Origin of the sequence: Microbulbifer sp. MI-G (genome assembly GCF_030440425.1) — a bacterium.
Lineage (GTDB): Bacteria > Pseudomonadota > Gammaproteobacteria > Pseudomonadales > Cellvibrionaceae > Microbulbifer > Microbulbifer spongiae.
The window spans coordinates 1,955,350-1,972,236 of the sequence record NZ_CP098023.1 but is presented as its reverse complement, the minus strand read 5'-3'; the positions used below and the strand labels follow the sequence as shown (position 1 = coordinate 1,972,236).

Here is a 16,887-nt window from a genome sequence, read left to right as displayed (position 1 = left end):
TTCAATCGACAATATATAGCCTCGCCCAACAACTGAGATTGAGCGAATTCAAGGACCTTGGGTATAAATCTATCTAGAATGAGTGGTTGTGAACATAATTTCTTACACGATTTTACCATAGTCTTTGATGGCGAGAGATAATTCCAAAAGCCTATTAAACTTGCACTGATTCCGAGGCTTGAACGTAGCATCCATGGACTACGTGGTCATTAACGATGCCTTTCAAGCCTAGTGCCGGATCAAGCCAGAGCTGCGGCTAGCCTCAAACAGGAACCAAGCCCGCCTTTCCGCCTGATCAATGAATTCCTCCAGCAGGCTGCTCGTTCCAACATCGTGGTGCCCATCACAGAGTGCATGCACCTCACGCATACGGGCAATCATTGCCTGATTGTCCTCGCGCAGCTCCGCCAACATGTCCTGCGGGTCCACATACTCCGCATCGTTCTCAGAGGCGCGCTGCAGTTTGGCGATATGGCCGATGGAATGCAGCGTGGTGCCACCTAGCTTGCGCACCCGCTCGGCTAGTACATCGGTCATACCCAGAATCTCTTCCGCTTGTTCATCAAACAGCAGGTGATAATCACGAAAGTGCGGGCCACTGACATGCCAGTGAAAATTCTTGGTTTTCATAAACAGCCCGAAGGTATCCGCCAGCAGCATATTCACCGAGCCGGTAATGTCTTCGCGCGCCCGTTCACCCAAATCAGTCGGAGTATTGAGCCGCGCGTGTTCTTTGCTATGCAAGGTTTCTCTTGCCGTCTTTCTCATGACCAACCTCGTTACAATAGCGGCAGTAAAGAGACAGGTGGGAAAAATTCACGCCACCTAGGCTCAATACTAGACAGCAGTAGCATGACTTGCCATTCAGTAATTACTGGAGGCACACAAGGTCAAATAGGGCCTTTTCTTCACTGGGATCCTCCATTCGCCCCTGCGGCGCAATCATAATAATCCAAGGCAATCGGGCTATACCACCGGTTCCGGTGCTGTTTGGTAAATGTCACGAAAAATATGGCTTTGGCCAGAATCGTCGCCCCCAGCCATGGGGAGATTACCGGCGGCCATCTGTCGTGCATAGCAACATTAGCCACGAGCGGATCATCCACCAGAAGCCCCAGGGCGATGGTCAGAATGAAAATTGAAACCTGCTGAATATCGATGCCTAAAAGATGAATAAAACCGAAGATCATCAACAACACTGCTGTCCACCAGTCCGAGAAACCAATAAATACAACAATCACAGCAGCACCGGCGAATATTCATACTACGTAGCCGCCCTTGAACAACGAATACCTCTATCCCAACAACGGCACAGGCTCGCTACCATGCAAAAATATTTAAGACCCAGTAAGTAGATGTGCTGCAAGCCCATCACCAGACAGTTGCGCCCAATCTCACGCCAGCCTGTTATTTCACCATGCTATTCCCGTTTGCTATAGCCTTTTATTGTTTTATTAAAACCAGTTTGGGAAAGCACAACCTGGGGATTACTGTTTCTGCCGCTGGCATACTTTGCCTCTGCAACCTCTCCCCTATAACGCGAAATTCATCCTTAAACATTCACCAAACGCCAATATGAGGTTTCACCTGCCGTTGTCCTTTGGCTAGGCTAATAAATGGCGGCGATCAATTTCGCAAATGTTGGTTTCCCGGGCAGTTTTATGTCGGCGAAGTTCCTACCAGTTGCAGCATTTACTGTGTGTCTTATCGTCGTGGCGGGAGCGCTCAGCCTGGTATTCTATTTTGACCTGGATGAACAACTGATAGCGCTGCTCCAGTGGCTCAACGACCGCGGCTGGCAAACAAGCCTGCTGTTTATCCTGATTGTCGCAGCGGCGGTGATCCTGCTGCTGCCCGGTGTCATCTTTACCATGGGTGCCGGATTTGTTTTCGGGGTCCCGAAAGGGTCCCTCCTGGTAATCGCCGGCACTGTACTCGGCGCCACTATCGCCTTCCTCAGTGCTCGCTATCTCTTTGGTGAAAGGCCTTCACGCTGGGTCATGTCCCATATCAAACCGGCAACCATCGGCGAAATCATCCGGCGCGAAGGATGGCAGATGGTGATGCTAACGCGCCTGGTACCACTGTTTCCCTTCAAACTCTCCAATTACTTTTTTGGGTTGACGCCCCTAAAGCTGCGGGATTTTGTGCTGGGAAACACGCTGGGCATCATCCCCCTCACAATTCACAACGTCTATGTCGGCTCCATCGCCGCAGACCTGACCTCTCTGGGCAAGGTAGAAGAGCGCACACCCCTTCAGTGGACCCTATATATCGCGGGCTTTGTTCTGGCGGTAGTGGCCCTGATCGGCCTCACCCGTATGGCGCGCCGCGCCCTCAGACAAATCGTTCGAGAAGAGGATTTATAATGCCCTGGATGAAATGGCTGCCATGGCGCTTCTTCGTACGCCGATTCGCCACAGCTCATGGTTTCCTGGACCCTTTGACATTGATGGCGCATCTTCAGCGCTTTGCCGAGCCCTCAGAAGTGAGCGAACCTATTGAACTGCTGCGGGCCGGAGCGGTATTTCACGCACGTGCATTGATTAACAGTAAAGTTATCCAGCACAATCTGGACTGGGTCTGGCCCTACTGGATCCAACGCCAATTTGATCCCCGGGATAAGTCCTTTATACCCCGCGCCTTCTCCATCACCCATTGCAATCTCAGTCACCGCAACTGGACCGCTGTAGGGCTGCCGGACTGCGAGGCGCTGCCGATTGTAGATCCCCGTGGACTACTCACCCCCCACTACGATGGTTGGTCTATTGATGCCTGGGTAATCAATGACGCCGGCGATACATTGACGCCCTCCTCCCTTCCCTACTGCAAACAGCACCTGGATCTGGACAATATTGCCATAGTCACTGAAACCGCCCATAAAAACCTGAAACTCTGCAACCGCATACAGGTGCAGGCAGGGCCCGAAGGCCCCTGCTGCACCATGGCACTCACCGCCAGCTGCAACGGCGGTGGCTGGCTAGTGGTGGTACTGCGCCCCTGCAATCCCGAGGGCGTCAGTTTTGTGCATAAGGTGCGCCTGGCGGGTAATGGCCGACACTGGTTGATAGAGGGCCGGCCCGCCGTTCAATTCGAACACCCTGCAGACAAGCACCTGGCGTCCGACTACCGCAATGGCGATATTTTCCTGCACCTGAAAGATAAAAAAGGATGCATGCAGGGAGAGTGTGACGTGGGCATGGCCACGGCAGCGGCCATGTTCCGCATAGAGCGGCAAAAACCCCGCAAGCTGGAGGTCTCTATTCCCCTGGTCACCGAGACGCACAAAGACACAATTACCACAACCTGGCAAGAAAGCCTGGAAGGGCACTGCGCCCTTGAGGTACCGGATAAGGATCATCAATTCCTCTATGATGCGGCAATCCGCACCCTGATCCTGCATTCTCCCAAGGATGTATACCCAGGTCCCTATACCTACAAACGCTTCTGGTTCCGGGATGCCACATTTATAATTCAATCGCTGTTGTTTGCCGGGCTGACGAAGCGGGCCGAGCGGGCCCTGGACCAGTTTCCCAAACGACAAAAGCGCGATGGTTTCTTTCACTCACAGGACGGGGAGTGGGATTCCAACGGCGAGGCCCTGTGGATTTTTGACCGCTACTGCCAACTGGCCAACAAACCCCTCAAGCGGGCCTGGTATGAGCCGGTGCTCAAGGGGGCAAAATGGATTATTGGCAAACGACAGCCTCAGAATGACAGCCGCTGCGCCGGTCTGCTTCCTGCGGGTTTCAGTGCTGAACACCTGGGCCCCAACGACTGCTATTACTGGGATGATTTTTGGGCTGTGGCCGGCTTGCAGGCAGCCGCTGCCATCTGCCTACGGGAAGGAATCGACGAAAACGCCCACCACTTCAGCGCTGCAGCCAGTGCATTTCAGCGCACCATCAACAAAAGCCTGGCCAGCGCTGAGCGCAGATTGGGACGGCCGGCAATGCCCGCCTCTCCCAACCGGCGGCTGGACGCGGGTGCCATAGGCTCCATAGCCGCCGGTTATCCGCTGCAGCTCTACCCTCCAGACGATCCCCGCCTTACCGACCTGGCTGACTACCTGATCGACACCTGTTTTGTCAGCGGCGGTTTTTTTCAGGACATGATCCACTCGGGGATCAACGCCTACCTGACTTTGCATATTGCTCAGCTCTTGTTGCGGGCCGGGGACCGGCGCTGCCTCGAGTTAATGGGAAATGTAGCGCGCCTCGCCTCCCCCACTGGCCAGTGGCCGGAGGCGATTCACCCCCTCTCTCTCGGCGGCTGTATGGGAGATGGGCAGCACGCCTGGGCCGCCGCCGAATGGGTTGCCATGCAGCGTAACTGTTTTGTACGGGAAGAGCAGGACATCCTGGTTTTAGGCGCAGGTCTGCCACCGGAATGGATCGGCGACACCACCACCAGAAAACCCATCCGCTTCGGCCCTGCGCCCACTCGATTTGGCGTCATTACCTTGGAGATCCATCCCGGCATCAACCCGTCAATATCCTGGGAAGCCGACTGGTATGACAAGCCGCCAACGATTTGCGTCAATCCCCTCGACTACAGGCCCACACGGGTGACGGAAGGCTTGCAACACGTGGAGCTGAGCATCCAGTGAATATTGTCATGCTCACCAATACCTATTTGCCCCACGTCGGTGGCGTTGCGCATTCGATTGATGCCTTCAGCGCCGAGTACCGCAAGCGCGGCCATGAGGTTCTGGTGGTTGCGCCGGAATTTCCGGAAAAAATACCTGGTGAGCAACATGTCCTGCGGATTCACGCCATCCAGAATTTCAACGGCAGTGACTTTTCTGTCGCCCTGCCCTTTTCACCGGATCTGAGTGAGCGTCTGGATAGGTTCCAGCCGGATATAGTGCATGCCCACCACCCCTTTCTGCTCGGTATGACCGCACTGCGGGTAGCCCGGGAGCGGGAGCTGCCACTGGTGTTTACCCACCACACCTTGTATGAGCACTACACGCACTATGTTCCGGCCGACTCCCAGGTACTCAAGCGCTTTGTGATCGAGCTGGCCACCCGCTACGCCAACTTAGCCAATCTGGTGCTGGCACCCAGTTTGAGCATTGCCAAGCTGTTGCAGCAACGGGGTGTGCAAACACCCATTGCCGAAGTGCCTACCGGTGTGCAACTGGAACAGTATGCCGATGGGGACGGCGGCAGAGTACGCCGACAACTAGATATTCCCGAGTCTGCATTTGTGGTGGGGCATCTCGGCCGTCTCGGGCAGGAAAAAAACCTGCACTTTTTGTGTCATGCCGTGGCTGAATTTCTGCAGGCCGAGAAAAACGCCCACTTCCTTTTCGCCGGCAGCGGCCCGCTGCAGGAAGAGCTACAACAGATCTTTGTAAGGCGAGGTCTCTCTGAACGCCTGCACATGCCCGGCACAGTGCTGGGCAGTTGGCACCGGGATAGTTACAACGCTATGGATACTTTTGTCTTTGCCTCCACCACCGAAACCCAGGGGCTCGTTCTATCCGAGGCCATGGCCTCAGGCGTTCCAGTCATCGCCCTAGACGCCAATGGTACGCGTGAAATAGTGCGCGATAGGATCAATGGCCGCTTAGTCACAGAGGGGGAAACCCGCAGCTTTGTTCGGGCAATACTCTGGCTGCATCAGCTTCCCCAGGAGAACCGCCACGCCCTGATACGCCAAGCCCGTAATACCGCACAAGATTTCTCCATGAAGTGTTGTGCCCAACGCGCCCTGGATCTCTATCAGCCCCTGCTCAAGTCCGGCTGGCCCATGGATGACTCCCTGTATACCCAATGGATGCGGTTGCGCAAGTTGATCGGTGCTCAGTGGGAAATCCTAGAGGGGCTGACGGGGGCCGCGGGCGCTGCTCTCAGCCAAACTCCCGAGTCATAACCGCGCAAATGTTAAGCCGAATCGGTCTCTCCATCAGGCGCTGGCGCCGCCGTTTCAGCCGCAGTGAATGGATAGCGCACCTGCTCGGCCTGCCCAGCAGCAGACGGCAACCCCATGCCCCCGGGCTGATTCTTATCCAGATAGATGGCCTCGCCTATCCCGAGTTACGCAAAGCTTTGAGAGTGGGCCGCATGCCCTTTCTGAAACGGCTGATGCGCAGGGAACACTATCGCCTGCAGCACCTGTACCCAGGTGTACCCTCAACAACACCCGCCGTACAGGCCGAACTCTTTTACGGTGTGCGCCAGGCCGTACCCGCGTTTGGTTTTCTGGTTCACGAAACCCAGAAGCTCGGGCGTATGTACGACCCCGAAGTGGCAGCATTGGTGGAAAGCAGAATCAACACCCAACAGCGGGACCCGCTGTTGCGCGGCGGCAGTTGTTACCTGAGCCTGTTCCGCGCAGGCACGCAGACCGGTGAAGCCCATTTCTGCCCAGCGGACCAGGGCTGGGGACCGGCATTGCGCAGTTCCAGCCCACTGACGCTTTGCATGCTGATATTAACCAATATCTGGAGTCTGTTTCGCACCGGCGCGCTGATTCTGCTCGAATTGATCCTCTCACTGGTGGACTTCGTACGCGGCGTTATCCAGGGCCAGGACTTGCTGAGAGAGCTGATGTTTATTCCCACGCGGGTGGGCATCACGATCCTCACCCGGGAATTCTGTACTATGGGTGTGAAGGTCGATATTGCCCGCGGCCTGCCTATTATCTACGTCAACTTGCTGGGCTACGACGAGCAGTCCCACCGTCGCGGCCCGCGCTCGGCCTTCGCCCATTGGGTACTAAAAGGCATCGACGATGCAGTGGGGCGCATCTGGCGCGCGGCGCACGCAGCAGATCGCCGCCATTACGATGTATGGATCTTTTCGGATCATGGCCAGGAGCAGACGCAACCCTATGCAGAGCGTTACGGTCGCAGCCTGGGGGACGCCCTGTCGGAGGCCCTGTCGGGCCTTTGTGAAACACTGGAAATCCCGCCGGGGCACGGCTCATGCGGCGTCCAACTGGAACGAAAGCGCCTGTTTGGCAGCGAATGGATGGATAAAGCCTGGGAGCCGGAAGACGCCACCCGAAAGGAGGGCAACCGGCCACTGGCACTGACGGCCCTCGGGCCACTGGCGATGCTCTACAATGTGGAACTCACCGGTGTCAGCCGGGCGCAGGTAGCCAGAACAATCGTTGAACAGGCCCATGTACCGCTGGTGCTCTATCGAGTCGACCCCAAGTCCCGTTCATCTCCAGTGCACGGCTGGTGGAAATACGGCCCCGTGCGCCTGCCGGAGGATGGCCGCAAACTGATGGGGGATCAACACCCCTACCCCCATCAGGTGATCGCCGATATGATCAGCCTGTGCGGCCACCCGGATGCCGGTGATTTCATGATGTACGGTTGGTGTGCCGGGGAGCGGCAACCACTCACCTTTGCGATGGAAAACGGCAGTCATGGTGGTGCGGGACCCAACGAAACCCAGGCCTTTGCCCTAATGCCGGAGGATATCCAGCCACCAGACTCAAGCCCGGGATACTGGCGCCCGCAGGACCTGCGCTCCGCCGCCAGGGCCTACCTGCGCGGCGCCCGCCCGATGAAGGTGCACAAACACAGGCGACCACGTGAAGTCCTCAGGGTGATGACATACAACGTGCATGGCTGCCGCGGTGTGGACGGTACACTCTCACCCCAACGCATCGCCCGGGTGATCGCCCGTTACCGGCCGGATATTGTCGCCCTGCAGGAACTGGATGTCATGCGCAAGCGCAGTGGAGGATTGGACCAGGCAGAGCGGTTGGCGCGATTGCTGGCAATGGATATGCACTTCCAGCCGGCCATCAATCTCGAAGAAGAGCGTTACGGTGACGCCATCCTCACCCACCTGCCTGTCCGGCTCATTAAACGAGGGATATTACCGGGTCCACCCAAGGGGAAAGGCCGCCTTTTTAACCTGGCTTTCCATGAGCCCCGCGGCGCCGTCTGGGTGGAGATTGAGCATAATGGCAACAGGTTACAAATCATCAATACACACCTGGGACTTTCCCGTGCCGAGCGCTTGCGGCAGGTAGATGCTCTACTGGGGCCCGAGTGGTTAAACAATCCACGCTGCAAAGGGGAGCGGATTTTACTGGGCGATTTCAATGCGCTGCCCAATTCCGCCGAATGCAAACGGCTGGGGGGCTACTTGCGCGATGCCCAGGAACAGGCCCCCCAGCACACCCCCACAGGGACATTTCTCAAAGTACGAATTGATCATTTATTCCTTAGCGCCGGGCTCTCGGTGAAGGAGGTGTGTATTCCCCGCACTGCCCTCACCCGCAGGGCCTCCGACCATCTTCCACTGATCGCCGATATCGAAGTGCCATGCAGATCGAGATGAAGCGGGCGCTCTTGAAAAAAGGCAGCCAACCCCCAACAATAAACGCAGAGGATTTGATGAATTCCCTACTATTAAAAGGGACTTGTCGGGCAAAACCATCGGTATAGCCACGATTATTTCGGCAAACCAGCAGAACCCGGCGTGGGGAGAGGTCACTACAAGTCGCTTCAAGCCCTTAAGTGCCGACTGCCCTGCCCACTGAGCCAGCCGTTTCGAGGGCGTGAAGCAAACTGGCCATGGAATTTCTGGCAGGGTGCCAGGTCAACATAAGGGATTTCCCGACTTGATGGTCCCTATCGCGAGCGATATGATTCCGATATCCACTCATAGCAGGAGCCGCTAAATGCAACCGCAAACTTACTCACAGACCCGCGCACAGGTGCGCTCGGAATCAACAAAGGTGTTGCGCAATACCTATGCCCTGTTGGCTATGACTGTCCTTTTCAGTGCCGCTACCGCCGGAGTTGCCATGGCCCTGGACATGGGGCGCGGCGCCGGCCTTATCTGTTCCCTGGCGGCACTGGCCCTGATCTGGTTTGTACTACCGCGCACTGCCAACTCCAGCGCTGGCATTGGCGTTGTCTTTGCTTTTACCGGTTTGCTGGGCGCTTCTATCGGCCCACTGCTCAACCATTATCTGGGTCTTGCTGGCGGTGGCCAGATTGTTATGCAGGCCTTGGGAACCACGGCATTGATCTTCTTTGCCCTGTCCGCCTACGTACTGACTACCCGCAAGGATTTCAGTTTTATGGGCGGCTTCCTGTTTGTCGGTCTGATTGCCGTACTGGTTTGCGCTCTGGGCATGTTAATCGCCGGTTTCTTCGGTGTTTACCTACCCCTGGCCAGTGTTGTCCTAAGTGGTGTTATCGCGTTGTTGTTCTCAGGTTTTATCCTCTACGACACCAGCCGCATTATTCACGGAGGGGAAACAAACTACCTGATGGCGACTACAGCCCTGTACCTGGATATCCTGAATCTGTTCACAGCCTTGCTGCATCTTATCGGATTTGCCTCCGACGACTGACAAGCAGCCGCTGTTGTGTTATTGACAGTGCCCCGCAACGCGGGGCACTTACTGTATGGCCCCCCATGAAATTTTCCCTGGCAGTCTACTCTGCGCCCCACAGCTCCCAGTCCGCATCCAGCGCCCTGCGGTTTGCCAGGGTACTGTTGACACAGGGACACGAAATTTACCGGGTATTCTTCTATTGTGACGGCGTGCAAAACGGCAACACCCTCCCTGCTCCTCCCCAAGACGAAACGAACCTGATCGAGCAGTGGCAGGATCTGCAGCGCCGACACCACCTGGACTTGGTGATTTGTATCGCCGCGGCACAGAGGCGCGGTGTACTCAGTGCACGGGAAGCAAAACGCCTGGAAAAACCTGCTGCGAACCTGGCCAATGGTTTTGAACTGGCTGGTCTCGGCCAATTGGTGGACGCCATTGCGTATTCCGAACGTCTGGTCACCTTTGGGGGGTGATCATGAACCAAAACACAATCGCCCTGTTGCGGACCCCTCCCTACGGCAGCACCATTGCCCGAGAGGGCCTCGAAGCCGTATTGGCATCTGCGGCTATGGAACAGGAAATCGACCTGCTTTTTCTTGGGGACGGTATTTTCCAGCTACTGGATCACCAGTCACCAATGGAGATCGGGCAAAAAAGCCTGCGCCGTAACCTGCTCGCACTGCCTGTGTTCGGGATTGAGCAGATTTTTGTCTGTCACAAAAGCCTCAGAGATCGAACAATTGCCCCTGATCAGGTGCAAATTCCCGGTGTCGAAGTGAAGGCAATCCATCAGCCAGGTGCCCTTATCGCCGCCTACCAATGTGTTTTGAGCTTTTAGGATGACCTTGCATATTGTTAACAAATCGCCATTTAGCTCCAATGCGCTACAGGATTGCCTGGAGAACTTTGCCCAGGGGGATGTCTTGCTCCTGATCGAGGATGGCGTTTATGCCCTGCAGGGTGACTTTTTTCAGACCATCCCTGACGCACGGGTTTACTGTCTGGAAGCCGATACAACCGCGCGCGCCCAAAGCGCCATGTCGACAAAAACCAACGTGGAGGTGATTGACGATGTCCGCTGGGTACAACTCTGCACGAAGCACAATCCCATCGTCAGCTGGTTTCGTTGACACTGCTATGCGTAATCTGCAAGTGGAAGGCCGACAAATCCCCCTGGATAAGGAGGGTTATCTACGTGAAATGAGTGACTGGAACCCCTCGGTTGCAGTGCAACTGGCACAGGCGGAGGGCATCGTACTGACGGAGGCCCACTGGGAAGTGATCTTACTGCTGCAGGATTTTTATCACCGGTTTGAACTGTCCCCCGCAATGCGACCGCTTGTTCAGTATATTCGCCAGCACCTGGGCACTGACAAGGGCCGCAGTATCTATCTGATGCAGCTGTTTCCGCCCAGCCCGGCCAAGATCGCCAGTAAAATTGCCGGGCTCCCGAAACCTACCAACTGCCTGTAGCCACTGTTAGAAATGTAAAATAACCTCTCGCTCCCCGTGTTTGTGGCGGTGTTCCCAAAGGTAGATACCCTGCCAGGTCCCCAACATCAAACGGCCGCTCTGGACAGGAATAGACAAACTCGTCGCAGTCAGTGCCGATTTGATATGGGCTGGCATATCGTCTGGGCCCTCCAGGGTATGGGTATAGAGACCATCGCGCTCGGGCACCAACCGGTTGAGCCAAGCCTCCAAATCCCTGCGCGCGCTGGGATCGGCATTTTCCTGAATCAACAGACTCGCTGAAGTGTGCTGAATAAACAGGGTACAGAGTCCCTCGTCCAATTCCTGCAGGGCAGACCAGGCCGCTACCTGCCGGGTAAACTCATACAGCCCCTGCCCGTGTACTCTGACCGCAATCTTACCTATTGCCATACAGATTCCTTTATAATTCACACCCACCCTGTCATTGTGGCTAGTGTATTTTAATATGGCACTACATCGTGTAAACACCAATCACTATCAAGATCAGTTGTACAACAAGGCCCAGCGCCTGAGGGAAGCCTTCAGTGAATTTACCCCATTGACACCGGAACTGTTTCCATCTCCTCCCAGCCATTACCGCTTGCGGGCTGAATTCAAGATCTGGCACCAGGACAACACGGTCCACTATGCCATGTATCGTCAGGGGGAACATAAAAAACCCTTTATTATAGACATTTTCACTATTGGCTCTGAACTCATGAATCAGCTGATGCCTATAGTCCTCAAAGCCATCAATCACAATGAGATACTGCGCAAACGTCTCTTCTCAGCCGAGTTTCTCACAACTCTCAGCGGCGATGCCCTGATCACCCTGATTTACCATAGGAAACTGGACGAAACATGGGCGCAAGAAGCCCGTGCACTGCAAGACACACTCGGCTTTCCAGTCCTTGGCCGCTCGCGCAAACAAAAGGTGGTGCTGGCGCGGGACTATGTAACTGAACAAATGGAGATTGACGGCAAGCAGTACCAGTACAAACAGGTGGAGGGCAGCTTTATCCAGCCCAATGGCGAAATCTGCCGTTCTATGATCCACTGGGCCAAACGGGTTTGCGGAAACAATAACAGCGATTTGCTGGAACTGTACTGTGGCAATGGCAATTTCACTATTCCTCTGAGTAACAGTTTCAAAAAGGTGTTAGCCACTGAAATATCCAAAGTCTCAGTAAAATCCGCCTGGGAAAATATTCGCGCAAATGGTGTCACCAACCTAAATATAGTGCGCATGTCCAGCGAAGAATTTACCCAGGCCATTGACAAGGACCGCCCCTTCCGGCGTCTTTCAGGCATTGATCTGGATGCCTACAATTTTGATACAGTGCTGGTGGATCCACCGCGTGCTGGCTTAGACAAAAATACCTGCACAATGGTGGCCCGTTTTCCACGGATTCTTTATATTTCCTGCAACCCGGTCACCCAACTGGAAAACCTGAAACTGCTGAGCAGAACACATAGCATCGAACAGTTTGCTCTGTTCGATCAATTCCCCTATACAGAACATACTGAAACCGGACTGTTATTAACCCGCCAATAATATAGGGGCTCATGACCAACCTTCTGGCCATTTGCATCCATTGATTGCTCCAACAACAGGTATAAAAAACACACAGCGCAACTCCTGAGAAGCGATTGACTATTCTCGCACGCATTATACTGCTTTGACTCAGTCAGTTAGCATTTCTTCATCCTGAGTTATCCCAAAAGACAGGTTAACCGGAAATTACATCGAGGTTAACATTTAGCGCAAAGGAGAACAATCGCGTTCAGTAGTGGCGAAAATAGCACTTAGGATATATCTATATATTCAATGCCTGGGATGGTTGGCTGAAATAGCGAATCTGGCCGATGTATAGATACCGGCTTGCTTCCCTATGAGATTTGGCCGAAAGCAAAATAATTGGCAGGGCAGTCACCGTACAATCGATTCAATCAGGCGTCAGAGTGAACCTGATGCACGCCAGCAAGCAGGATTGGCTTATTCCGAAATAGCTTAGGGTACTAGTTCCAGGTGCTAACTTTGAGAAATTATTTAGAACGTTCTTTGATTTTTATAGATGGATCATAAGCAATCACTACTTGGCAATTCCCCATTATTGCATTGAATTCTTAAAGATTTGTACTATCGCAGCTGAAATATCCAGCAGCGTACGTTGGGACAGCTCACACAATTGAGTAGACTTGTTGCCAAGTTGGGAGAAGGAGACATCATTATGCGCTATTTAGTTTCATTGGTATTGTTATTCTCTCTTGCTGGCTTCAGCTATGCGCAAGAGCGCTTGACACAGCTGCCGTCTAACGCTGCCACAGTGCAGATTCTCGGTAAAACTTACTACCAAAGTGGCAACACTTTTTATCGCTTTGATGAAAATACCAGGTATTTTTATCAAGTACAGCCCCCGACTGTACTGCCCAGATACCAGCAACCAACAGATATGTCGGTTCGTGGTATGTGGCACCGTCCAGAAATGGGTCTGACCCAGGACCAGATAGAAGGTTGTCGTAATGCCGCTGCTGATAAATCTAATGCCAACCCATCTATAGGAGGCAAGATTTATATCAGAGAATACCACAGGTGTATCGGTAACCTGCGTTAATAGGGATACAGTTCGATTACTGTAATCACATACTAACGGAGCCTGATGGCCAGATGCCAATCAGTTTAACCAACTGATTGGCTTTTTTAATAGATGTTGGGCTATCCGAGTTACAGGTAGTTCATTGTGCTATGTTCACCCCCCTGAACCTATCAAACGCCACCGGCTCGGAAAACGAGTGAGGCTGATAGCGGTAGATGTGCCCGCCTATTCAGTTTGATCATATTAATCAATAAGGGAAACAACTCACCCGCTTCAATCTTGCACCATCCTTTTCAGGCCATGCATCTGTTTCTGTACCAGTTCCACCAGCTTTGGATCATTCAGCCGTCCCTGGTGATCAAAAGCTCTGGAAGCATCACTGACCATTATCTCAGGCATATTGAGAACCCAAGCGTTTAAAAATACCATGACCTGGCGCAAATGGTATTGGCATCGACAGGTACCCATACGACCAGGACTCGCGCCCATGATGGCAACCGGTTTGTTATAGAATCCCTGGGGTTGATAACGGGATAGCCAGTCGATGGCATTTTTTAATACTCCGGGAATCGAGTAATTATACTCTGGTGTCACAATTAGTGTGGCATCGGCCTCAATGAGCAGTTGATTGAGTCGATCAACACAGTCAGGAAAGCCGGCATTTTTTGTATCTTCATTGTACAGCGGTATTTTGCTGAGGTTACCCAGAGAGAATTCCAGTTCCTTAGGTGCCAGTTGGATAGCTTGCTGCATCAACTTTTTATTAAAGGACTCCTGCCTAAGACTGCCACACAGGGCTAACACAGTAATGGAACTCATATTATCTTCCACGATAGAGGTGCTGTATTGAGTGTAGCCAGCTTATTGATTTTCTTGGATGTTTTATACGACATTCTGCATAGAGATTCCAGCTTTCACCGACCAAACACTCGTGCTGCAAACCCCGTATTTTAGCAATTTTGATAATTCGAAGCTGAAAGCCAACCAGGATTTACCAAAACACATCTCCACCCAAAGTACTGCTACAGGTCTCACCCTTGTCACCGATTGAGTCTTTCTGTTTCGTGTCACATACAACAAGTCTAGGGCGTATGCCCACCCTACTGAAGAAGGACATTGAAAAAGGCCCAGTCAAATATTGGCTTCCTGTACGCTGAGCTACAATGGGCGTGATTGTAATACGCTGCAGGTGACTTTCTTCATCAATAGAATTTGCATTCAGGGGTACTCCTATGACCATGAACCTGGCACAGAAATTAATCCAAAGCCATCTCGTCAGTGGCACTCTGGAACCCGGCAGCCCGATAACAATCAAGATCGATCAGACTCTGGCCCAGGATGCCACCGGCACCCTGGTGATGCTGGAATTTGAAGCGCTGGGATTGCCGCGGATTAAAACCGAGATCTCTGCCCAATATGTAGATCACAACCTGTTGCAGACCGATTTCAAAAATGCTGACGACCATCTGTTTCTACAGAGTGCCTGTCGCAAATTCGGGCTTTGGTTTTCGCGTCCTGGTAATGGTGTCAGTCACCCGGTGCATATGGCCTGCTTCGATATTCCCGGCAAGACATTACTTGGCTCCGACAGCCATACCTGTGCGGCCGGTTCCATGGGGATGCTGGCCATTGGCGCCGGGGGTCTGCAAGTGGCCATGGCTATGGCCGGTATGGCTTTCCCACTGAAAATGCCAAAAGTACTAGGTGTTGAACTCGAAGGCCAACTGCCCCCCTGGGTCAGTGCCAAAGACATCATTCTGGAAATGCTCCGGCGACAAACAGTTAAAGGCTGCGTGAACAAGATCGTTGAATACTACGGCCCCGGCCTCGCTAAATTAACGGCGATGGATCGTCACGTGATCGCCAATATGGGCCAGGAGATGGGTGCTACTGCCAGTGTTTTTCCAGCCGATGATGCGGTAAAAGCATTCCTGAAACAACAGCAGCGGGAGCAAGATTTTGTTGAAATGAAAGCCGACGAGGGCGCACATTACGATGAAAATGACACTATTGATTTATCCAAACTCGAGCCGCTGATTGCCTGTCCATCCAGCCCGGACAAAGTGGTCACAGTCCGCGCTGTGGTAGGCCGCCCCATCTACCAGAGCTATATCGGTTCATCCGCCAATCCTGGCCTGCGGGATTTTGCAATAGCCGCAGGTATGGTCACCGGTCGCCGCGTCGCCGATGATGTCTCCTTCGACATCAACCCAACCTCGCGGCAACTGCTTGAGGAGATGAGCCGCACGGGAGATTTGACAAAACTGCTCGAAGCCGGCGCACGGTTACACCAGACCGGCTGCGGCGGTTGTATTGGTATGGGTCAAGCTCCAGCCAGCGGTCGCATCAGCTTGCGCACGGTACCACGGAATTTCCCCGGCCGTTCCGGTACTGTAGAGGATCAAGTCTATCTATGCAGCCCCGAGGTCGCCACCGCCAGTGCACTGAAAGGCGTGATCACTGATCCCCGCGATCTGGATATGGACTACCCGACTTTCCATGAGCCGGAACAGCTGCCTGACTTTCGTCCACAGCTGCAACCCCCACAAGAAATCCCCGTAGCCATTGAGCTGATCAAGGGTCCAAATATTAAACCTCTACCGGACTTTGATAAGTTACCGGACACTTTAACAGGTCCACTGCTACTCAAAGCCGGGGACAATGTCTCCACCGATGAAATACTTCCCGCCGGCGCTGAGATACTGCCGCTGCGTTCCAATATTCCCGCTATCAGTCGTTATACCTTTTCCAGAATCGATGAAAACTTTTATCAACGCGCGGAGAAGCTGAACGGTGACTGTTTTGTGGCCGGCGGTGAAAACTACGGACAAGGTTCCAGTCGCGAGCATGCCGCCATATGTTCGCGGTATCTGGGAGTGCGCTGTGTCATTGCAAAAAGTATGGCCAGGATCCACCGACGTAACCTTATAAACTTTGGTGTGCTGCCTTTACTTTTTGATAAGCCAGATGATTATCATCGTCTCGAGCAGGATATGATGCTGGAAATTGACCAGCCGATCGGGCAGCTAAAAAATGACAAGCCGATAGAATTAAAAATACATTTATCAGGAGACAGTATTCACCTGCGGCACGATCTATCGGAAGATGAACTCAAAATACTGGAAGTTGGCGGTCTGATTAATGAGGTGCGGGAACAGCACTCAATTACACCTGATCAGACCGCCTGAGTATTCACCGAATAAATACCCTCGGATCTTTTATTGCATTATTCGCAAAGCCATCAAACTGTGCAAAGTACCCACAATGGAAAACTCCGCATTGAAAGTGGCGAACTGCATCACCCGAGCCTACTCAGTAATGAACAACTAGAGGCTGCTCAAATCAATGGCTCTCTCTGCATACTTGCTTTTTTCTCGAGTCATCTGCTCACCCAAGCCAGCAGCGCCAACAAACAAGACTCTGCTCCAAATATGCGGCCTCTGCAAATCTCTTATCCCATAGCCAACTAAATGCACCTCCCAGTTCATGAGAGGTC

16 protein-coding genes are annotated in these 16,887 nt (G+C 53.4%); 12 read left to right on the top strand and 4 right to left on the bottom strand.

Features of this window, described 5'->3' with window-relative positions:
- Positions 1–228 precede the first annotated feature (228 nt).
- The gene (locus tag M8T91_RS08395) at positions 229–744 is read right to left on the bottom strand and encodes a Dps family protein (protein ID WP_301418690.1); all 516 of its coding nucleotides are present in this window, start codon (positions 742–744) and stop codon (positions 229–231) included.
- Between the two features lie 164 nt (positions 745–908).
- Positions 909–1,241, bottom strand: coding sequence for a hypothetical protein (locus M8T91_RS08390; RefSeq protein WP_301418688.1), 333 nt, complete (start codon positions 1,239–1,241; stop codon positions 909–911).
- 420 nt (positions 1,242–1,661) lie between these two features.
- On the opposite strand from M8T91_RS08390, the gene M8T91_RS08385 reads away from it, so the two are divergent.
- The 9 genes from M8T91_RS08385 to M8T91_RS08345 all read left to right on the top strand — a co-directional run bounded on the left by M8T91_RS08385 (position 1,662) and on the right by M8T91_RS08345 (position 10,794).
- Positions 1,662–2,369: a TVP38/TMEM64 family protein gene (locus M8T91_RS08385; protein WP_301418686.1), complete on the top strand. Its 708-nt coding sequence runs from the start codon at positions 1,662–1,664 to the stop codon at positions 2,367–2,369.
- On the top strand, positions 2,369–4,609 hold the full coding sequence (locus M8T91_RS08380) for a hypothetical protein (RefSeq protein WP_301418684.1): 2,241 nt from the start codon (positions 2,369–2,371) through the stop codon (positions 4,607–4,609). Before M8T91_RS08385 ends, M8T91_RS08380 begins: the two co-directional genes overlap by 1 nt.
- On the top strand, positions 4,606–5,880 hold the full coding sequence (locus M8T91_RS08375; RefSeq protein ID WP_301418682.1) for a glycosyltransferase: 1,275 nt from the start codon (positions 4,606–4,608) through the stop codon (positions 5,878–5,880). Before M8T91_RS08380 ends, M8T91_RS08375 begins: the two co-directional genes overlap by 4 nt.
- Positions 5,881–5,888: 8 nt before the next feature.
- Entirely contained in the window at positions 5,889–8,312 is a 2,424-nt protein-coding gene (locus tag M8T91_RS08370; protein WP_301418679.1) for an endonuclease/exonuclease/phosphatase family protein, read from the top strand.
- A gap of 343 nt (positions 8,313–8,655) precedes the next feature.
- Complete coding sequence (locus M8T91_RS08365; protein WP_301418677.1) at positions 8,656–9,336, top strand: Bax inhibitor-1/YccA family protein; 681 nt, start codon at positions 8,656–8,658, stop codon at positions 9,334–9,336.
- Positions 9,337–9,401: 65 nt separating this feature from the next.
- Entirely contained in the window at positions 9,402–9,794 is a 393-nt protein-coding gene (gene tusD / locus M8T91_RS08360) for a sulfurtransferase complex subunit TusD (protein ID WP_301418675.1), read from the top strand.
- Positions 9,795–9,796: 2 nt separating this feature from the next.
- Positions 9,797–10,159: a sulfurtransferase complex subunit TusC gene (tusC, locus tag M8T91_RS08355; protein ID WP_301418673.1), complete on the top strand. Its 363-nt coding sequence runs from the start codon at positions 9,797–9,799 to the stop codon at positions 10,157–10,159.
- Position 10,160: 1 nt separating this feature from the next.
- A complete protein-coding gene (tusB, locus tag M8T91_RS08350; protein WP_301418671.1) occupies positions 10,161–10,451 on the top strand; it encodes a sulfurtransferase complex subunit TusB in 291 nt (96 codons plus the stop codon).
- Between the two features lie 7 nt (positions 10,452–10,458).
- Positions 10,459–10,794 (top strand): TusE/DsrC/DsvC family sulfur relay protein, encoded by a 336-nt coding sequence (locus M8T91_RS08345; protein WP_301418669.1) that lies wholly within the window; start codon positions 10,459–10,461, stop codon positions 10,792–10,794.
- Positions 10,795–10,800: 6 nt separating this feature from the next.
- On the opposite strand, the gene M8T91_RS08340 is transcribed toward M8T91_RS08345, so the two are convergent.
- Positions 10,801–11,205 (bottom strand): secondary thiamine-phosphate synthase enzyme YjbQ, encoded by a 405-nt coding sequence (locus M8T91_RS08340; RefSeq protein WP_301418667.1) that lies wholly within the window; start codon positions 11,203–11,205, stop codon positions 10,801–10,803.
- A 55-nt stretch (positions 11,206–11,260) separates the two neighbouring features.
- Between M8T91_RS08340 and trmA the strand changes: the two genes are divergently transcribed.
- On the top strand, positions 11,261–12,349 hold the full coding sequence (trmA, locus tag M8T91_RS08335) for a tRNA (uridine(54)-C5)-methyltransferase TrmA (RefSeq protein WP_301418665.1): 1,089 nt from the start codon (positions 11,261–11,263) through the stop codon (positions 12,347–12,349).
- A 676-nt stretch (positions 12,350–13,025) separates the two neighbouring features.
- Positions 13,026–13,409 carry a hypothetical protein gene (locus M8T91_RS08330; RefSeq protein ID WP_301418663.1) on the top strand — a complete coding sequence of 128 codons (384 nt, stop codon included), beginning with the start codon at positions 13,026–13,028 and terminating at the stop codon, positions 13,407–13,409.
- Positions 13,410–13,664: 255 nt separating this feature from the next.
- Here M8T91_RS08330 and M8T91_RS08325 read toward each other — a convergent pair whose 3' ends face one another.
- Positions 13,665–14,210: an NADPH-dependent FMN reductase gene (locus M8T91_RS08325; protein ID WP_301418661.1), complete on the bottom strand. Its 546-nt coding sequence runs from the start codon at positions 14,208–14,210 to the stop codon at positions 13,665–13,667.
- 413 nt (positions 14,211–14,623) lie between these two features.
- Here M8T91_RS08325 and M8T91_RS08320 point away from each other — a divergent pair, with 413 nt between their 5' ends.
- Positions 14,624–16,579 carry an aconitate hydratase gene (locus tag M8T91_RS08320; RefSeq protein ID WP_301418659.1) on the top strand — a complete coding sequence of 652 codons (1,956 nt, stop codon included), beginning with the start codon at positions 14,624–14,626 and terminating at the stop codon, positions 16,577–16,579.
- Positions 16,580–16,887: the final 308 nt, after the last annotated feature.